This window comes from Streptomyces gilvus (assembly GCF_022513565.1).
GTDB classification, from domain to species: Bacteria; Actinomycetota; Actinomycetes; order Streptomycetales; family Streptomycetaceae; genus Streptomyces; species Streptomyces gilvus.
The window spans coordinates 119,904-137,198 of sequence record NZ_JAKWBE010000018.1 but is presented as its reverse complement, the minus strand read 5'-3'; the positions used below and the strand labels follow the sequence as shown (position 1 = coordinate 137,198).

At 72.1% G+C, this 17,295-nt stretch carries 18 protein-coding genes and 1 pseudogene; 12 read left to right on the top strand and 7 right to left on the bottom strand.

The window, feature by feature from the left end; translation table 11 throughout:
* The 6 genes from MKW14_RS26160 (at position 1) to MKW14_RS26135 (ending at position 5,066) form a co-directional block, all read left to right on the top strand.
* Complete coding sequence (locus MKW14_RS26160; protein ID WP_240865952.1) at positions 1–600, top strand: molybdopterin-dependent oxidoreductase; 600 nt, start codon at positions 1–3, stop codon at positions 598–600.
* 2 nt (positions 601–602) lie between these two features.
* Positions 603–1,313 carry a ferredoxin reductase gene (locus MKW14_RS26155; RefSeq protein WP_240865949.1) on the top strand — a complete coding sequence of 237 codons (711 nt, stop codon included), beginning with the start codon at positions 603–605 and terminating at the stop codon, positions 1,311–1,313.
* Positions 1,314–1,325: 12 nt separating this feature from the next.
* A complete protein-coding gene (locus tag MKW14_RS26150) occupies positions 1,326–1,598 on the top strand; it encodes a DUF6510 family protein (protein WP_240865947.1) in 273 nt (90 codons plus the stop codon).
* A 93-nt stretch (positions 1,599–1,691) separates the two neighbouring features.
* Positions 1,692–4,106, top strand: a complete 2,415-nt coding sequence (locus MKW14_RS26145; protein ID WP_240865945.1) for a molybdopterin oxidoreductase family protein — start codon at positions 1,692–1,694, stop codon at positions 4,104–4,106.
* Positions 4,103–4,609 (top strand): hypothetical protein, encoded by a 507-nt coding sequence (locus tag MKW14_RS26140; RefSeq protein WP_240865941.1) that lies wholly within the window; start codon positions 4,103–4,105, stop codon positions 4,607–4,609. Before MKW14_RS26145 ends, MKW14_RS26140 begins: the two co-directional genes overlap by 4 nt.
* Positions 4,610–4,616: 7 nt before the next feature.
* Positions 4,617–5,066 (top strand): DUF6098 family protein, encoded by a 450-nt coding sequence (locus MKW14_RS26135; RefSeq protein WP_240865938.1) that lies wholly within the window; start codon positions 4,617–4,619, stop codon positions 5,064–5,066.
* 21 nt (positions 5,067–5,087) lie between these two features.
* Here MKW14_RS26135 and MKW14_RS26130 read toward each other — a convergent pair whose 3' ends face one another.
* A complete protein-coding gene (locus MKW14_RS26130) occupies positions 5,088–5,636 on the bottom strand; it encodes a YciI family protein (RefSeq protein WP_240865936.1) in 549 nt (182 codons plus the stop codon).
* A 100-nt stretch (positions 5,637–5,736) separates the two neighbouring features.
* Between MKW14_RS26130 and MKW14_RS26125 the strand changes: the two genes are divergently transcribed.
* Complete coding sequence (locus MKW14_RS26125; protein ID WP_240865933.1) at positions 5,737–6,315, top strand: GNAT family N-acetyltransferase; 579 nt, start codon at positions 5,737–5,739, stop codon at positions 6,313–6,315.
* Here the strand turns inward: MKW14_RS26125 and MKW14_RS26120 are convergent, their stop codons facing one another.
* Positions 6,316–7,485 (bottom strand): MFS transporter, encoded by a 1,170-nt coding sequence (locus MKW14_RS26120; RefSeq protein ID WP_240866039.1) that lies wholly within the window; start codon positions 7,483–7,485, stop codon positions 6,316–6,318.
* A gap of 99 nt (positions 7,486–7,584) precedes the next feature.
* Complete coding sequence (locus MKW14_RS26115) at positions 7,585–8,052, bottom strand: hypothetical protein (protein ID WP_240865930.1); 468 nt, start codon at positions 8,050–8,052, stop codon at positions 7,585–7,587.
* Between the two features lie 90 nt (positions 8,053–8,142).
* Between MKW14_RS26115 and MKW14_RS26110 the strand changes: the two genes are divergently transcribed.
* Positions 8,143–9,681: a CYTH and CHAD domain-containing protein gene (locus MKW14_RS26110; protein WP_240865925.1), complete on the top strand. Its 1,539-nt coding sequence runs from the start codon at positions 8,143–8,145 to the stop codon at positions 9,679–9,681.
* A 114-nt stretch (positions 9,682–9,795) separates the two neighbouring features.
* Positions 9,796–10,578, top strand: coding sequence for a VOC family protein (locus MKW14_RS26105; RefSeq protein ID WP_240865915.1), 783 nt, complete (start codon positions 9,796–9,798; stop codon positions 10,576–10,578).
* Positions 10,579–10,701: 123 nt separating this feature from the next.
* On the opposite strand, the gene MKW14_RS26100 is transcribed toward MKW14_RS26105, so the two are convergent.
* From MKW14_RS26100 to xynA, 4 genes and pseudogenes are all read right to left on the bottom strand, one after another.
* Positions 10,702–10,869: a hypothetical protein gene (locus MKW14_RS26100; protein WP_240865910.1), complete on the bottom strand. Its 168-nt coding sequence runs from the start codon at positions 10,867–10,869 to the stop codon at positions 10,702–10,704.
* 53 nt (positions 10,870–10,922) lie between these two features.
* Complete coding sequence (locus MKW14_RS26095; RefSeq protein ID WP_240865907.1) at positions 10,923–13,145, bottom strand: GH92 family glycosyl hydrolase; 2,223 nt, start codon at positions 13,143–13,145, stop codon at positions 10,923–10,925.
* 166 nt (positions 13,146–13,311) lie between these two features.
* Positions 13,312–13,989 (bottom strand): annotated as a pseudogene (locus MKW14_RS26090) (polysaccharide deacetylase family protein); the annotation flags it as partial.
* Positions 13,986–14,660 carry an endo-1,4-beta-xylanase XynA gene (gene xynA, locus MKW14_RS26085; protein WP_240865901.1) on the bottom strand — a complete coding sequence of 225 codons (675 nt, stop codon included), beginning with the start codon at positions 14,658–14,660 and terminating at the stop codon, positions 13,986–13,988. The pseudogene MKW14_RS26090 and the gene xynA, both read right to left, overlap by 4 nt.
* Before the next feature lie 329 nt (positions 14,661–14,989).
* On the opposite strand from xynA, the gene MKW14_RS26080 reads away from it, so the two are divergent.
* The 3 genes from MKW14_RS26080 (at position 14,990) to MKW14_RS26070 (ending at position 17,187) form a co-directional block, all read left to right on the top strand.
* Complete coding sequence (locus MKW14_RS26080; RefSeq protein ID WP_240865899.1) at positions 14,990–15,772, top strand: hypothetical protein; 783 nt, start codon at positions 14,990–14,992, stop codon at positions 15,770–15,772.
* Positions 15,773–15,821: 49 nt separating this feature from the next.
* The gene (locus tag MKW14_RS26075) at positions 15,822–16,190 is read left to right on the top strand and encodes a hypothetical protein (protein ID WP_240865896.1); all 369 of its coding nucleotides are present in this window, start codon (positions 15,822–15,824) and stop codon (positions 16,188–16,190) included.
* Between the two features lie 82 nt (positions 16,191–16,272).
* A complete protein-coding gene (locus MKW14_RS26070; RefSeq protein ID WP_240865895.1) occupies positions 16,273–17,187 on the top strand; it encodes an expansin EXLX1 family cellulose-binding protein in 915 nt (304 codons plus the stop codon).
* The last annotated feature ends 108 nt before the right edge of the window (positions 17,188–17,295 follow it).

Here is a 17,295-nt window from a genome sequence, read left to right as displayed (position 1 = left end):
ATGAGTTCCTTCTCGCCCGGCTTCCGCGGACGCGCCCGTTCGCTGGCGGACCGGCTGCCGCCCGGGCAGTATCCGACCGAGCAGTTCCCGGTGCTGTCCGCGGGGCCGACCCCGCGCGTGTCCACCGACACCTGGACGTTCACCATCACCACCGAGACCGGGGAGACCCACTCCTGGACCTGGGCGGAGATGATGGCCCTGCCGCAGCAGGAGACGGTGACGGACATCCACTGCGTCACCCGCTGGTCCAAGTTCGACACCCCGTGGCGGGGTGTGCCGCTCGACGCGTTCTTCGAGGACGTGGAGACGGCCGCGGACTTCGTCACCGTCGACAGCCACGGCGGCTACACCACCAATCTCCCCCTGGAGGACCTCCTCGACGGCCAGGCCTGGATCGCCCACACCTACGACGGCTACCCCCTCTCCCCGGAGCACGGCGGCCCGGCCCGGCTGCTCGTGCCGCACCTGTACTTCTGGAAGTCCGCCAAGTGGGTCCGCGGCCTGCGGCTCACCCACGAGGACGAGCCCGGCTTCTGGGAGTCCGTCGGCTACCACACCTACGGCGACCCGTGGCGCGAGCAGCGCAACTGGGGGGACTGAGCATGCGCATCGCCTGGCGCCGGGCCCGGCTCGACGGGCGTCACCCGCAGACCCCCACCGCCCGCTCCCTGCAGTTCACCGTGCCGGGCTGGCCCGGCCATCTGCCCGGCCAGCACGTCGACGTGCGGCTGACGGCCGACGACGGCTACCAGGCCGTACGCAGCTACTCGCTCGCCGCGCCCGCCGACGGCGACCGCATCGAACTGGGCGTGCAGTCCGTGCCCGGCGGCGAGGTCTCGCCCTACCTCGCCGACGAGCTGCCGGAGGGCGCCGAGGTCGAGGTGCGCGGCCCGCTCGGCAACTGGTTCGTCTGGCGTTCCGAGCAGACCGAACCGGTGCTGCTGGTCGCGGGCGGCTCCGGGGTCGTACCGCTGATGGCGATGATCCGGGCCCACCGGGCGGCGCGGTCGGTCGCCCCCTTCCACCTGCTGTACTCCGTGCGCACGCCCGCCGAGATCTGGTACGGCGACGAGCTGACCGACCGCGGCCCCAGCCTGGATGTGCACCTGCTGTTCACCCGCGAGCGGCCGCCCGGCGACTCCCGTGCCGTCGGACGCCTCGCCCAGGCCGACCTGGAGAAGCAGGCCGCCCGTCTCGAGCGGACCAGTCCCGTCTTCGTCTGCGGTCCCACGGCCTTCGTCGAGACGGCCGCCGACCTGCTCACCGGCCTGGGCCTCGACCCCGCCACCATCCGCACCGAACGCTTCGGCTGACCGGAGGCCCCCATGGCAGACGACACCGCCCACCTCGACGGCAACTGCCTCGCCGGACCGCTCTCGGAGATCCTCTCCGTGGAGGCGACCACGGCCTGGTGGCGCTGCCCCGAGTGCGCCCGCTCCGGCCCGCTCGCCAAACTGCACGTCTACGGCCCCGACCCGGGCCTCACCGCCCGCTGCCCCGGCTGCGCCCACATCGCCCTGCGCCTGGTGCGCGACGGCGACCACGTCTGGCTGAGCCTGGGCGGCGGAACGGGCGCCTTCCGCTTCCGCACCGCCTGACGAACCCCCACCGCGGGGCAGCGGATCACCCTGTGTTCGGCACCCTGGGCACCGGGTACCCGGGGGCTCCGCACATGATCGGGAGGTGCCGCCGTGAACGCTACGGGCGACCGGATCGCCAATCCATGGGGCGAACGGACGCCCTACGAGCCGGGCAGCGCGTGGGCGGCCCGTACGGACGTCCGGCTGCGCGAGGGCGTCGGCGAGGACGAGGTGGAGCGGTGGGTGCCGTCCGCGTCCCTGCTGCACTCCAACGGCGACGCCATGGACATCGCGGTGCACGGCGGCCGGATCGCCGGGGTGCGCGGCCGCGCGGTGGACCGGGTCAACCGCGGACGGTTGGGCCCCAAGGACTTGTACGGCTGGCAGGCGGGAGCCTCCCCGGACCGGCTGACCCGGCCCATGGTCCGCGAGGGCGGCCGGCTGGTGGAGTGCGACTGGGAGCACGCCATGGGCAGGGTCGTCGCCCGCACGAAGGAACTCCTGGAGGAACAGGGACCGAGCGCGATCGGCTTCTACACCACCGGGCAGCTGTTCCTGGAGGAGTACTACACCCTGGCCGTGATCGCCCGCGCCGGCATCGGCACCCATCACCTCGACGGCAACACCCGGCTGTGCACCTCGACGGCAGCGGAGGCCCTGAAGGAGACCTTCGGCTGCGACGGACAGCCCGGCTCCTACGATGACGTCGACCACGCCGACGTCATCGCCCTGTTCGGGCACAACATGGCCGAGACCCAGCCCGTCCTGTGGATGCGGGTCCTGGACCGGCTGGAGGGCGCCGCCCCGCCGCGCCTGGTCTGCGTCGACCCGCGGCCCACCCCCGTGGCCCGCCGCGCCGCCGTACACCTGGCCCCCCGCGCGGGCACCAACGTCGCCCTGCTCAACGCGCTGCTGCACGAGATCATCCGTAGCGACCGCGTCGACCACGACTTCGTCGCCGCCCACACCGTCGGCTACGAGGAACTCGCCGCCCGCGTCGAGGAGTGCACCCCGCGCTGGGCGGCGGACGTCTGCGACGTCCCGGCCGCGGCGATCGAGGCGGCGGCCGAGCATCTCGGGACCGCCGAGCGGCTGCTGTCCACCGTGCTGCAGGGCGTCTACCAGTCCCACCAGGCCACCGCCGCCGCCGTCCAGGTCAACAACCTGCACCTGATCCGCGGCATGCTGGGCCGTCCCGGCGCCGGCGTCCTGCAGATGAACGGCCAGCCCTCCGCCGAGAACACCCGCGAGTGCGGCGCCGACGGCGACCTCCCGGGCTTCCGCAACTGGCAGAACGACGAGCACGTCGCCGACCTCGCCCGGATCTGGAACGTCACCCCGGACACGATCCCGCACTACGCCCCGCCCACCCACGCGATGCAGATGTTCCGCTACGCCGAGCAGGGCACCCTGCGCATGCTGTGGATCACCGGCACCAACCCGGCCGTCTCCCTGCCGGAGCTGTCCCGCATCCGCTCCGTGCTCACCGACGAGCGCCTGTTCACGGTCGTCCAGGACCTGTTCCCGACCGAGACCGCGCAACTGGCGGACGTCGTCCTCCCGGCCGCCGCCTGGGGCGAGAAGACCGGCACCCTCACCAACGCCGACCGCACCGTCCACCTGTGCGACAAGGCCGTCGAACCGCCCGGCGAGGCCCGCTCCGACCTCGACATCCTCCTCGAATTCGCCGCCCGCATGGACTTCCGCGACCAGGACGACCGCCCGCTGATCCGCTGGACGGACGCCGAGTCGGCCTTCGAGGCGTGGAAACGGTGCAGCGCCGGCCGCCCCTGCGACTACACCGGCATCACCTACGACCGGCTGCGCGCCGGAAGCGGCATCCAGTGGCCCTGCACCGACCGGGCACCCGAGGGCACCGAACGCCTCTACACCGACGGCATCACCTGGGCCCACCCGGACACCTGCGAGAGCTACGGAAAGGACCTCGTCACCGGCGCGTCCGTCGAACCGGTGGAGTACCGCTCCCTCAACCCCGACGGCAAGGCGGTCATCAAGGCCGCCGAGTATCTGCCCCCGCACGAGGACACGACCCCCGACTTCCCCCTCCAGCTCACCACCGGACGCACCCTCTACCACTTCCACACCCGCACCAAGACCGGCCGCGTCCCCGAACTCAACGCCGCCGCGCCCGAGGTGTGGGCCGAACTGTCCGCCGCCGAGGCCGCGGACCACGGACTGGCGGAGGGCGACCTGGTGGAGGTCGCCACCCCGCGCGGCGCGGTCCGCGCCCGGCTGCGGGTCACCGCCATCCGCGACGGAATGGTGTTCCTGCCCTTCCACTACGGCTACTGGGACACCCCCGAAGGCAACCACCCGGCCGACGACAAGGCCGGCCGCGCCGCCAACGAGACCACCATCACCGACTGGGACCCGGTGTCCAAACAGCCCCTGTTCAAGACCGCCGCCGCCCGGATCACCCTGGTCGAGCACGGCGACGGCACACCCGCCCCGGCACCGACCGTCACGGCCTCCGCACCCGTCCAGGAGGGGGTGAGCGGGCGATGAACGGCGTCCACCTCACCCTGCGCGAACTCCACAAGGGCGAACGCGCCCTGGAAAAGGCCCTGTTGGCGGCTGCCGAACGCCACCACACCGAGCACGAGATCCACCACGTGGCGCACGACCTCGCCCGCTGGTCCCACGAACACACCACCCGGATCACCGAGGCCGCACAGCACTACGCCCTCGATCTGTCCGGCCCGTCCGACCACCCCGCTCCCGGCCCGCTGGCCACCCTGCGCGAAAAGGCCGCCGACACCGTCGGCCGTCGGCCGGAGCCCGGGCTGCTGCTCCTGCGGGACCTGCGCGACCTGCACCTGGCCGCCGCCGAGAACTCCCTGCACTGGGAGATGCTCGCCCAGGCCGCGCAGGCCACCCGCGACGACCGGCTCCTCCAACTGGCCTCCGCCTGCCATCCGCAGACACTCCGTCAGATGCGCTGGACCAACACGATGATCAAGAACCTCTCTCCGCAGCTGCTCACCACCGTGGGCGTCGGCAAGGAGTGAGCGCTTGATGACCGGCCCCCGCGAACTCCCCGTACTGCGCACCCTCGACGAGGTCGCCGACCTGGTGCGGCGCACCCCCTGTCTCTTCGTGCGCTGGTCCCACGGCCCCGACGCCGACCGGGAGTTGTCCGAGAGCCGCGACGCCCTCACCGGCATCCGCATGTCGGGCCTGTCCGCCAACCCGCTCGACGTCGAACCCTGGTGGGAGGACCGGCCCGTCGAGCTGTGGGTGGCCCGCAGGCTCTACGACTACTCCCATCTGCCACGCGACAAGGGCGAGGGCGTACGGCCCTGGATCCTGCGGGGCCGCGTCCAGGGGCGCGGCCCCGACAACGAGCCGTTGGTCGGCGACGTGGACCCCGTCGGCTGGATCGACGACCGGGTCATCGAGGACGCGGTGTCCGCGGTGGTCGAACAGGCGGGACCGTGGGGGCCCATGCGGCGGGCGGAGACCTGAACCGCGGGCGGCACCACGTCGTTACGACCGCCCGCCGAACTGCCAGTCGTGGACCTCGACGCCGGCGTACCCGTCCGGGGACAGGACGGCGCGGGCCGCGTCCCGGTCCGGGGCGCGCAGCAGCACCGCCGTACCCAGCCAGGTGGCGCCGTCGTCGGACAACAGGGGCCCGTAGGCGATGAGTTCGTCCCGGCCAGCGGGCGGATCGAGGTCGACGGCCGGCCCGGAACCGAGGCCGAGCACCAGATACCGGTGTCCGCCGGTCCGGCCGCCCGGGAACTCCCACATCGTCCGCCCCAGCACATTGCGCCACCGGCGCAGCAGCACGTCCCGGTACACGCCGGCCTGGTGGTTGGGCTCGTCGAAGGCGAACGCGCGGGCGGCGGCGGGATCCGGCAGATCGAGGATGTGCACACTCCCGGAGGGCGCGTCGCCCTCGCTCGGGAAGGTCGGACCGCGAGCGATCATCTCCTTCGCGTACCCGTCCATGTACGACCAGTGCGCCTCGAGCAACTCCTCGCGCAGCGCCGCCGATCCGGCCCGGTCACGGTGATAGCAGAAGAACTCCATGGTCCGGGACTCTGACCGACACACGGGCACATCTCAACCGCTTTCCCCGTGACGGCGTCTCGCGGGGGAGGAGCGGCGGCTGACGTGGCACGGTGGTGTCATGACCATCGAAGTGCGTCCGGCCTCGGACTTCGCGGACGTCCGTGCCGTGATCGGCCCGAAGTCGCCCACGGCCACGGTCTGCTGGTGTCTGAGCCACCGGATCCCGGCCAAGCTGAACAAGGAGCTGCGGGGGCCGGCCCGCGGGGAGTACGTCGCCGGTCTGTGCCGCTCGGTGCCGCCTCCCGGGGTGCTCGCCTACGACGGCGACGAACCGGCGGGCTGGGCGGCCGTGGCACCACGCGCCGACACGACGTACGCGCGGAGCCGCCAGATCCCGCACCTGGACGACCTTCCCGTCTGGTCGCTGTGGTGCATCCGGGTACGCCCGGGCCACCGCGGCAAGGGCGTCTCGCACGCCCTCGTCGCCGGCGCCGTGGACTTCGCCCGCGACCACGGCGCCCCCGTCATCGAGGCGTACCCTCTCGACAACGGCGACGCCAAGGTCGACACGACGATGGCGTACGCCGGCATCAGGAGCACCTTCGAACGCGCCGGCTTCGTCCACGCCGCCGACACCACCTCGGTACTGGCCGGCCATCCCCGCGTCCTCATGCGCCTCGACCTGCGTCAGGGCTGATCAGCGCTCCGCCGCGCGTCGGGTCATGAACCCGATGGCCGCCGCCGTTGCGGCCAGCACGGCCACGCTGGTGAGGGCGGCGGGGAGGGAGAACCAGTCCGCCATGAAGCCGATGGCGGGCGGCCCCAGGAGCATGCCCCCGTAGCCGAGGGTGGACGCGATGGCGACTCCCTCGGGGCCGGCGAGCGTACCGGCGCGTTCCACGGCGACCGGGAAGAGGTTGGCGAGACCGAGGCCGGTGATCACGAAGCCGGCGAGGGCGAGCCAGAGGGCGGGGGCGAGCGCGCCGAGCAGCATGCCGAGCGCGGCGGTCGCCCCGCCCGCGACCAGGGTGCGGGTGCGGCCCAGGCGTTCGAGCAGCCGGGTGCCGGTCAGCCGGCCGATGGTCATGGCCAGCGCGAAGCAGGAGTAGCCGACGGCCGCGACGCCCGCCGAGGCGTTGAGGTCGTGCTCCAGGTGCAGGGCGCTCCAGTCGGCCAGCGCCCCCTCCCCGTAGGCCGTGCACAGGGCGATCAGGCCGAAGGTGATCACGAGGGGGCGGGCGGTGGTCCCCTGGCCGGTCGGGGCGGATGTGGAAGGCGGCGCGGGCTCCGGCGGTGCCGGGGGAGGGATGCGCAGGAGGACGCGGCCGGCGAAGAAGGTGACCAGCAGCCCGATCGCGGTGAGGCCGAGGAGATGCTCCGTGGGGGACAGCGCTCCCGCGACCAGCGCGCCCAGCCCCGCGCCGACCATGCCGCCGAGGCTGAAGGCGGCATGGAAGCTGGGCATGATCGGGCGTCGCAGGGTCCGCACCAGATCGACCGCGGCGCTGTTGAACGCGACGTTGATCCCGCCGTACGCGCTGCCGAAGACCAGCAGCACGGCGCCCAGCGCGAGGGCCGAGTGCGTGAGCGGCGGCAGCGCGACGCCGAGCGAGAGCAGGACACCGCAGACGACGGTCACCGGATGGCTGCCGAAGCGCCGGCAGAGCCGCCCGGTCAGCGTCATGGTCACCACGGCCCCGGCGGAGACCCCGAGCAGGGCGAGCCCCAGGGCACTGGCCGAGGCGCCGGTCTGCTCCTTGATGGCGGGGATGCGCACGACCCAGCCGGCGAAGACGAAACCGTCGAGGGCGAAGAAGACGGTGAGGACGGCACGGAGACGGGTGAGGTCGGTTCGGACGCCCGGCACGACGTTGTGCTGGCGGGCTTTGTTTATTTCCGGCACAAAGTCAGGCTAGAGGAGGCCCCGGAGGGGGACAAGGTCGGCAGCCTTCGCGGCCGGGGCGTTCTACCGCCGACGTTCAAGTGCCGTCATGGTGCCGTAGGTCGCCAGGCCGTACATCAGGTGCGGCACCGCGTCCGACGCCCAGTCCCGCGGCGACCAGTCGGACGGATCACTCACGCCCAGCCGCGCCATCGGCAGATCGGTCGCCGCCATGGCCAGCGCGCCGGTGGCCGCACCGCCCAGCCACCAGGGCATACGGACACCGGCCCGGTGCAGCAGCGAGACAGCCGCCCCCATGGCGCAGCCGACGGCGATCCCGGACAGCGCCCCCAGCCCGGAGAGCCGGTTGGCGCGGATGTCGCCGGAGCCGGGGACCGGATGACCCAGCTCCTGGCTGACCCTGTCGACGGTCTGGGCCGGAGCCTGGCTCGACGGCCTGCCCCGCAACGCCATGTCGGCGTACGTCACCGCGTTCAACACCGTGGTCCCGGCGGCACCCGCCGCACCACCCCGCACAAGGGTCCGCATCATGTGCCGCCGGGTTCCCTCCGAGCCTGCCCCGAACCACCGGCGGGGCCGGTATCCGGGTTTGAGGCGCGCGGACGGGAGTACGCGATCCATATGACCAAGTCAAAGCGTGAGACAGAGCGGAAGTACGAAGCTCCGTCGGCCGATGACACCTCGTGGCTTCCGAAGCTGACCGGCGTGGCCGACGTCGCGTCGGTCGTGGAGCGGGGCACCGACGAGCTGGACGCCGTCTACTACGACACCGAGGACCTGCGCCTGGCCGGCGCCGCGGCGACGCTACGGCGCAGGACGGGCGGGGCCGACGCCGGCTGGCATCTCAAGCTGCCGCTGTCCGGGGACAGCCGGGAGGAGGTGCAGGCCCCGTTGTCCCCCACGATCCCCGACACCCTGCGCGACCTGGCCCTCTCCCGCACCCGGGGCGCGGAACTGGTCCCGGTGGTGCGCGTCCGGTCGACGCGCGGCACCCGGCACCTCCTCGCCGAGGACGGCACGCTGCTGGCCGAGCTGACCGTCGACGGCGTCCGCGCGGACTCCATGGGCACCACGACGACCCGGGCCGCCTGGGCCGAGATGGAGATCGAACTCGCCGAGGACACCGATCCCGCGCTACTGGACGTCCTGGACAAGACGCTGCACAAGAAGGGCATCGACCGCGCCGGCCACCCCTCGAAGCTGGCCAGGGCGCTGGAGGAGACCGGAGCGGGCGCGCCGCGCCTGCCGGACACCCGGGCCGAGAACGTCGTCGACGGCTCGGCGGGCGAGGTGGTCCTCGGATACGTCGACGCACAGGTGCGCACGCTGGTCGCCCTCGACCCCGCCGTACGGCGCGACCGGCCGGACTCGGTGCACAAGATGCGCGTCACCTGCCGGCGGCTGCGCGGCGTCCTGCGCTCCTACCGGCCGGTGCTCGACCGTGACGTCACCGATCCCGTCCGCGAGGAACTCAAGTGGCTCGGCGGCGAACTCGGGGCGGAGCGCGACCAGGAAGTCCTTGCCGAGCGGCTCTCCGCACGTCTCTCGGACACACCCGAGGAACTGGTCCTCGGCCCCGTCGCCGCCCGGCTGAAGGCGTGGCACGTCGCCTCCGCCGCCGAGGCGCACCAGCGCAGCCTCGACGCCCTGAACTCCCCGCGCTACCTGGCCCTCCTCGACTCCCTCGCCCTCCTCACGGAACAGCCCCCGCTGCGCCGCAAGGCGGCCCGCAAGCCGAAGAAGGTGCTCGCCAAGGCGGTCCTCAAGGAGTACGACAGGCTCTCCGGCCGGGTGGCCCACGCACTGGAGCTGCCGCCGGGCGCGGAACGCGACACCGCCCTGCACCAGGCCCGCAAGTCCGCCAAGAAGACCCGCTACGCCACCGAACCGGCGCGGGCCACGCTCGGCAAGCCCGCCAAGCGGCTGGGCAAGCGCGTCAAGGCCGTGCAGAAGGTGCTCGGCGACCACCAGGACAGCGTGGTGGCGCGGGACAACCTGCGCGGCCTGGCCCTCGCGGCGTACGCGGCGGGCGAGGGCGGCTTCACCTGGGGTCTGTTGTACGGGCAGGAACAGGCTCTGGCCGCGGAGCGCGAACGGGAGCTGCCGCCCGTGTGGGCGGAGGCGGCGAAGCCCCGGCTGCGCAAGGACCTGGGCGGCTGACGCCCCCGCTCGGGTGAAAGCCCCCGCGGGATCCGGGTCGGCTCCGTGGCAGGCCGCCGCGCGGGCGGCATGGTGGCGGCGACCCGACACCGGACGCCGTAGGAAAGGGAACCCATGCTCGGCACCGACTTCCGTACCGGATCGCCCAACTGGCTCGACCTCGGCAGCCCCGACCCGGGCGCCACCGCCGCCTTCTACGAGGCCGTCTTCGGCTGGCGGTTCGTCTCCGCCGGGCCCGAGGCGGGCGGGTACGGCTTCTTCCAGAAGGACGGGCGGACCGTCGGCGCCCAGGGGCCGCTGGCCGAGGAGGGCGCCGCCCCCGCCTGGACGACGTACTTCCAGAGCGACGACATCCAGGCCACCACCCGGGACGTGGTCGCCGGCGGCGGCAGCGTGCGCGCCCAGCCGATGGACGTCATGGGCGAGGGATGGCTGGCCCAGTACACCGACCCGCAGGGCGCGCGGTTCGCCGTGTGGCAGCCGGGACGGACCCGGGGCCTGGAGGCGGCCTCCGAGGACGACACGCTGGTGTGGGTGGAGCTGCACGTCGGCGACCCCGAGGCGGCGATCCGCTTCTACAACGGGCTCTTCGGCTGGCGTTCGCAGGAGATGGAGGCGCCCGGCATGACCTACCGGGTGCTCAGCATCGCCGACGGGGACCAGCAGGAGGGTTCGTTCGGCGGAGTGGCCCCGCTGCGGGGCGATGGGGAGGACGCCCGCTGGGTGCCCTACTTCGCCGTGGCCGACGCCGACGCCGTCGTCGCCAAGGTGGGGGAGAGCGGCGGTTCGGTGGTCATGTCGGCCGCGAACGTCCCGGACGTCGGCCGCATCGCCTGGCTGGCCGACCCGACCGGCGCGGTCTTCGCCGTACTGAGGCCGAATCCGCGCCAGGGCTGAAGACCGGGCGACCGCGCGAGCGGGAAGCGCTCCAGGGCAGCCCACGTTCTGCGGACGCCGGCTGCCCTGGGTACGGGTCCGGCGGTGAGGTCACCGCCGGCTCGGCATGCTGGGTCGTGCCCATCACCTGTTGCCCTTCGCGGCGAACTGGGCGACCTGCTCGGCGTTCGTCTTGTCGATGAAGGCGGGGCGGCTGGTCGACGGCGAACTCGAACGTGCCTTCTGGACGGCCTTGACCAGGTCTTTGTTGAGGTCGAAGGCGGCGCGAGATTTATCAGGACGTATCGACAAAGTGTCCTGTACAGACCTCGCCGGGGCCGAGCCCGGCGCTTTTGTGAGCGCGTTCAGTCGTCGGAGGACGCCGCCGGCGGGTCCTCCAGCTCGTAGCGCAGCACGCCGCCCGTCGCCGGGAAGGTGTCCGGCAGGAAGGCGGTGTCGGCCGGGCGACCGTCGAGGGTCAGGGACCGTACGTGAGAGGCCGTCGCGGACGCCCGCGGGGCCAGGAGCGTGAAGGTGACCCCGTTGCCGCGGTGGACGGTGACGGCGGGGAACAGCGGGCTGGCGAGGGCGAGTTGGGGGCTTCCCGGGATGTGCGGGTACATGCCGAGGGCGGCCCACACGGCCCAGGACGACATGGCGCCCAGGTCGTCGTTGCCGACGAGGCCGTCGGGGCGGTCGGCGTACAGACTGGTCAGCACCCGCCGGACGGTGTCCTGGGCCCGGTCGGGACGGCCCGCCGAGTCGTAGGCCCACGGGGTGCCGAAGGACGGCTCGTTGCCCAGGTAGGCGTACGGCTCGTCGGGACCGGCGTTGAGCCGGGTGAAGAAGGCGTCCAGGCGGGCGGTGACGGCGGCGTCGCCGCCCATCGCGGCGAACAGGGCGGGCAGGTCGTGCGGGACCATCCAGGTGTACTGCGCCGCGTCGCCCTCGACGTACTCCGCGCGCTGGGCCGGTGTGAAGGACGGCCGGCTGCCGTCGGCGGCCCGGGGCTGGAGGTAGCCGGTGGCCGGGTTGAACAAGGAGCGCCAGTTGCCGGCGGCGCGCGTCAGCATCGCCTCGGCGTCCGTCTCGCCGAGGCGTCCCGCGAGACGGGCGAGGGCGGCGTCGGCGACGGCGTACTCGAGAGTGGTGGAGGCGCTGCCCCACACACCCTTGGTCGCGGTGGGGACGTACCCCAGCCTGTCGTACTGCTTGTGGCCCGGCCGCTGTTTGCTGTCGTGCCGGCCCGCCAGCGCCCTCCGCAGCAGGCTCTTCGCGTCGAAGTCGGTGGCGCCGAAGGCGTGGACCGAGGCGGCGATCGCGGGCAGCGGGTCGCCCACCATGACGCCCGTACCGCCGTTCGCCACGGTCCAGCGGTCGAAGTACCCCGCCTGGCGGCCCTGTTCGAGGATCGACTGGGCGATGTCGGAGGCCTCGCGCGGGGCGAGCAGGGCGAGCAGCTGGACCTGGGAGCGGTAGACGTCCCAGCCGGAGAAGTCGGCATACTGGGCGTGTCCGGAGCGGGTGCGGTGGACGCGGCCGTCCATTCCCGGGTAGCGGCCGTCGGCGTCGCTGAGGATGCTCGGGTGCAGCAGCGAGTGGTACAGCGCGGTGTAGAAGATCCGGCGCTGCTCCTCGGTGCCGCCCCGCACGGCGATCCTGCCGAGCCAGGTGTTCCACAGGTCGCGGGTCGACCGCCGTACGGCGTCGAAGGAGCGGTTCTTCTGCTCCACCCGGGCGTTGGCGCGCGCGGAGTCGGCGCTCACGAAGGAGATGCCCACCCGGGCGGTCACGGTACGGGTGCCGGGCGCGAAGGCGACGTACGCCCCGGAGCTCTTGCCGTCCAGGGGTTCGGCGGTGCCGAAGGGCCGGTCGAAGACCGCGTGGAAGTAGAGCCGGTAGCGGTTGGACTTGCCGCAGAAGCCGCCGCTGTCGGTGTGTCCCGACAGCGTGCGGGACCCGATGGTGATCTTTCCGGTGGCGCTGTTGAACGCCCGGGCCGCGTCCACCGTCAGCGCGGCCCGCTCGGTGCCGTCGGCCGGGTAGGTGAAGCGGGCGACGCCGGAACGCCGGGTCACGGCGATCTCGGTGTGGATGCCGTTGTCGAGGTGGACACCGTAACTGCCGGGCGACGCTTGCTCGTTGGCGTGCGAGAAGGTGGCGAAGCGGGCGGCCGGGTCAAGATCGGGGCGGCCCATGAGCGGCATGAAGGGGATGTTGCCGTAGTCGCTGCAGCCGGCGCCCGAGATGTGCGTGAGGCTGAAGCCCCGGATCCGGTTGTCGGGGTACGCGTAGCCGCCGTGCTGGTGCGTGACCGTGTCGGGACTCCACTGGATCCCGCCCAGCGGCGCCGAGGCGCCGGGGAAGGTGTTGCCCCCGCCGCCGCCGTGACCGAAGTCGACGCCGCCCGGTGCCGTACCGACGAAGGGGTTGACGTAGCCGGCCGGGTCGTCGGTGAGGGGCGCCGCGTGGACCGGCGGGGTTAGCAGGACGGCCGAGGCCAGGGCGGCCGCGAGGGGGTGCAGGCGCAAGAAGCTCTCCTGGATGCGGTCGGGCGTCGTGGTGTCGTACGACGACGGTCCGCTCACGGTCGCTTCCGGGAGGCCCGATCGCGTGACGCCTGGCCGTGGCACGCCGATCAATCAGGCTCACGGCGCAATGCCCCGCAGGGTCGACTTGACGGGGATGCGGCGCGGCAGCTCGTGGCAGCCGCGCCGCAAGTGCGGTGTTCGCTGGGGACGTTACAGAGCGTCAGCCCGTGGGGGCGACGGCCCGGCCGGTCTGCGGCGAGATCATCCCGGCGCACAGGCCGCGGGCGGCGAGGCCCTGGGCGATTCGGGGGACGGCCGCGACCGTGTTGGCCGGCCAGTCGTGCATCAGGATGATCCGGCCGTTGGTCAGCCGACCCGCGGCCTGGACGATCGCGTCCGTACTGGCGCCGTTCCAGTCCTGCGAGTCGACGTCCCAGATGATCTCCCGCAGCCCGTACTTGGCCTCGACCGTCCGCACCGTCGCGTTGGTCTCGCCGTACGGCGGCCGGAACAGCTTGGGCGTACCACCACCGGCGCTCGCGACGGCCTGCTGGGTACGGGAGATCTCCGAGTCGATCTGCGACTGGGCGAGCTGGGTGAGGTGGGGGTGGGTGTAGCTGTGGTTGCCGACCCACATCCCGGCGCTCACCTCGGCGCGGACCTGGGCGGGGTACGCGGCGGCGTACCGGCCCTCGTTGAACATCGTGGCCCGCAGCCCGCTCTGCCGGAGCGCGTTCAGCAGATTCGGCGTGTTGCCGGAGGGGCCGTCGTCGAAGGTGAGTCCGACGTAGCCGTTGCAGGTGGCGGCCTGCGCGGGAGCGGTGGCCAGGGAGATGGTGCCGGCGGCCAGGGCGACGGCGGCGACGGCCGCCGGCAGGGGCCGTGAGGACGCGGTCCTCATGACGCCACCGTGATGTTCGAACTGCCGCTGCTCTGGTAGCCCTCCGTCGCGAGGATCATGTAGTACTTGAAGCTGCCGAGGGGCATGCCCGCGCGGGCCCAGGCGTCGAAGTGGTTGCCCGTGGTGATGGAGCCGCCGGTCCGCTTGGACTGCCGCACGCTCCAGTACTGGTTGAAGGTCTTGGTGCCCTCGACGGACGGCGCGTTGTACCGGGTCGTCCGGTAGACGTCGTAGGTGCCGCCGTCGCTGGTGACCGTGCCCTTGTACGTGCCCGTGGGCCGGTAGGTGCCCCAGTTGTCGACGATGTAGTACTCCACGAGCGGGTTCGACGTCCAGCCGTACAGCGACAGGTAGCCGTTGCCCGAGGGACTGAAGCTGCCGGAGTACGACACGGTCCTGCGGGAGCCGTTGCTCCAGCCCTTGCCGGCGACGAAGTTGCCCGTGTTCCGCCAACTGGTGCTGTAGTTGCCGCCGGAGCCCAGGGTCATTGAGACCGTGCCCTGGGCGTCGGTCCAGAACGAGTAGTAGAAGCCGTTGTTGGTGCCGGTCTGGTTCGTGGTGACGACGGTGGCGGCCCGTGCGGTGCCGGGCAACGCCAGGGCGGCGGTGGCGCCCAGCAGCATCGCGCAGGCGGTCCTGCGGGTCGTCATGGGTGCGGGTGCGATGTCCATGAGCGGTTTCCTCCGTGTCCTCCAAGGGAGCGGGGTCCGGGCGAACAGTGTTGGCCTGCACCCGTCAAGCGTCAACTGTTTCGGTCGGTATTTCGAAACATTCGCAGCCATGGACTCCGTATGAGGGCGATAATGGGCAGTTCAATGCGTCAAGTGATGTGAATGAGTCGGATGGCTCATTTTTGCAGCGATGCTGAGGCCCATTCGGTGTCTGGCCGCTTCTACGAATGTTTCGACACCTTTCCGGACGGAATCCCATCGCGCGGTGCTCGATGCCGGAGGATGAGGGGGCTGTGAGACGCTCGTGACCGGTGCTGCACACTGTGCTCATGACACGCATGAGGAAGCTTGCGGCCGCGCTGTTAGCCGCTTCGGCACTGCTCGTGACGGCCCCCACCGCCTCCGCCTCCCCCAGTGGTTCCGCGCACGGATACCTCGCCCGTGAGACCTTCGACCGCCTCCCTCTGGGACCGGTCACCGCGGGCCACGGCTGGACCGCAGACACCTCCGACGGCTCGCTCACCGTCGAACCCAGCACCACCGGCCACGGCCGCGAACTGCGCCTCCACACGGAGGGCAACGGCCGTGCCTTCCTCGTCTTCTCCGATCTCGCACCCGCCGGCAACAGCTTCTGGGCCCGGCTGCGGCTGCGCGTCGACCGGTTCCCGACCGCTCCGGACTGGGCGCACTGGACCATCGCGGAGGCCTCCGGCTCCGATGTCCCCACGCTGGTCCGCCCGTTGGGCGGTCAGTACGTGCCCACCTCCGGAGCCGACTTCTGGGGAGTCGGCTCCGACCTCGGCCCCACCGGGGACTGGACCGCATGGCAGACCTCGGCACCCGCCGCGGCGGCCACATGGCAGTGCGTCGAGTTCCACCTCGACGCGAAGGACAACCGCGTCACCGTCTATTTCGACGGCGCGGAGCGACCCGAGTTGACGGTGTCCACCAGGCAACACGGCGGAACCGCCGACGACTTCGTCTTCCCGCACTTCGACAAGCTCAAGCTGGGCTGGCAGTTGTACCAGGCGAACCCCACCCCCTCCGCGTACGACGTCCGCATGGACGACGTGGCCCTGAGCAACAAGCGCGTGGGCGGTTGTGCCCCATGACACGACGACTGACATGACGACAGGGGGACTTGGGACGAGGTTGGCGAGAGTGCGTGATGGGCGTCCTGCACCGCGATCTCAAGCCGACCTGGCGCGGGGACGCGTCGCCACGAACGGCTCCAGGCTGCTGTCGACCGATGCCGGCGGCAACAGCAAGGGCGCCTTCGAACCGCAGAAGTCCAGCGAGGCGTACATCGGCGGACAGTCGCCCCTCACCCCCGCACGCTGCGCGCTCGGCATCGCCCAGCAGCCGGTCTCCGTCGTCCGCTTCCCGCAGGTCCCGGCCGGCACCCGGTTCTGTGTGCGCGACGACCTCACCCACGACATCGCCGTCATCCAGGTGCTGGACAAGGACGACGGCGACTGGACCACCACCGTGGCCGTCACCGCGTACCGGCCGGTGAGCGGCGGCGGGTAGCGCGAGTCCCGGGGTTTTCCCGTCGCCGCGTCCGTGGCTCTGGCAGGATCGTTACTCCTGTCACTCTGGCAACGGAGGTCCGGTGCACAGACGGTGGCTGTTCCTGTCGGCGGCCGTGGTGCTCATCGTCACGTCCCTGACGGTGGTGTTCCTCTCCGGCCACAAGGCCGACGCCGGGCGGGTCTCGGCCGCGCCGACTCCCGCCACCGGCGCGGAGGTCACCCCCTCGTCGGCCGCACCGACGCCCTCCGCCCGTGCGACCGAAGCATCGCCCAGTCCGTCCGCGAGACGCACCGCGGGCAAGAAGTCCCCCTCAGCGACCACCCCGTCGGCGAAGCCGTCCGCCGCGCCCGCCGCCCAACCGGCCTCCGGCGCGGCCCCGTTGGCGGGACGCATCCGCCCCGGCGTCACCCACCAGGGCGTCGCCACCTTCTACCAGACCGACGGCACCGGGGCGTGTCTGTACGACGCGAGCAGCGACGTCCTGACCGGGGCGATGAACACCGCCGACTACGAGGGGTCGAAGGCGTGCGGGGCGTACGTGGTCGTGCGGGCCGCGAGCGGCGCCTCCGTCATGGTGCGCATCACCAACGAGTGTCCGGGCGACTGCGCCGTCGGTCAGATCGACCTCAGCGCCCAGGCCTTCGCCAAGCTCGCCGCGCCCTCGGCCGGCCGTATTCCGATCACCTGGGAACTCGCGAGCCCCGGCGACGTCGGCACCGTCTCGGTGCGCTACAAGACCGGGTCCACCCAGTACTGGTGCGGAATCCAGGTCATCGGCCACCGAAACCCACTCGCCCGGCTGGAGGTCCGCTCCGGCAGTGGCTGGCGGCAGCTGGCGCGCGCCGACTACAACTACTTCCTCGCCGAGGACGGGGGCGGCTGCGGCGGACCGATCAGGATCACCGACATCTACGGCGAACAGCTCACCGTCGACGGCATCGAGATCCGGCCGAACGTCGTGCAGCCGACCCGGGTCCAGTTCGCCCGGCACTGAACGCGCTCAGCTCCGGTACCCGCACGGCCTGCGGAATCGCGGTCGTCGGCCCGGCGGGCCGGCTGGAACTGGACGTCCAGGCGCTACCGCATCCACGACACGCCCACC

Excerpts from the sequence above, each read along its gene's own strand:
- xynA (WP_240865901.1), bottom strand. The coding sequence starts at position 14,660 with ATGGACATCGCACCCGCACCCATGACGACCCGCAGGACCGCCTGCGCG.
- MKW14_RS26125 (WP_240865933.1), top strand. The coding sequence starts at position 5,737 with ATGACCATCGAAGTGCGTCCGGCCTCGGACTTCGCGGACGTCCGTGCC.
- MKW14_RS26140 (WP_240865941.1), top strand. The coding sequence starts at position 4,103 with ATGAACGGCGTCCACCTCACCCTGCGCGAACTCCACAAGGGCGAACGC.
- MKW14_RS26115 (WP_240865930.1), bottom strand. The coding sequence starts at position 8,052 with ATGATGCGGACCCTTGTGCGGGGTGGTGCGGCGGGTGCCGCCGGGACC.
- MKW14_RS26105 (WP_240865915.1), top strand. The coding sequence starts at position 9,796 with ATGCTCGGCACCGACTTCCGTACCGGATCGCCCAACTGGCTCGACCTC.
- MKW14_RS26160 (WP_240865952.1), top strand. The coding sequence starts at position 1 with ATGAGTTCCTTCTCGCCCGGCTTCCGCGGACGCGCCCGTTCGCTGGCG.
- MKW14_RS26080 (WP_240865899.1), top strand. The coding sequence starts at position 14,990 with ATGACACGCATGAGGAAGCTTGCGGCCGCGCTGTTAGCCGCTTCGGCA.
- MKW14_RS26130 (WP_240865936.1), bottom strand. The coding sequence starts at position 5,636 with ATGGAGTTCTTCTGCTATCACCGTGACCGGGCCGGATCGGCGGCGCTG.
- MKW14_RS26110 (WP_240865925.1), top strand. The coding sequence starts at position 8,143 with ATGACCAAGTCAAAGCGTGAGACAGAGCGGAAGTACGAAGCTCCGTCG.
- MKW14_RS26135 (WP_240865938.1), top strand. The coding sequence starts at position 4,617 with ATGACCGGCCCCCGCGAACTCCCCGTACTGCGCACCCTCGACGAGGTC.
- MKW14_RS26155 (WP_240865949.1), top strand. The coding sequence starts at position 603 with ATGCGCATCGCCTGGCGCCGGGCCCGGCTCGACGGGCGTCACCCGCAG.
- MKW14_RS26150 (WP_240865947.1), top strand. The coding sequence starts at position 1,326 with ATGGCAGACGACACCGCCCACCTCGACGGCAACTGCCTCGCCGGACCG.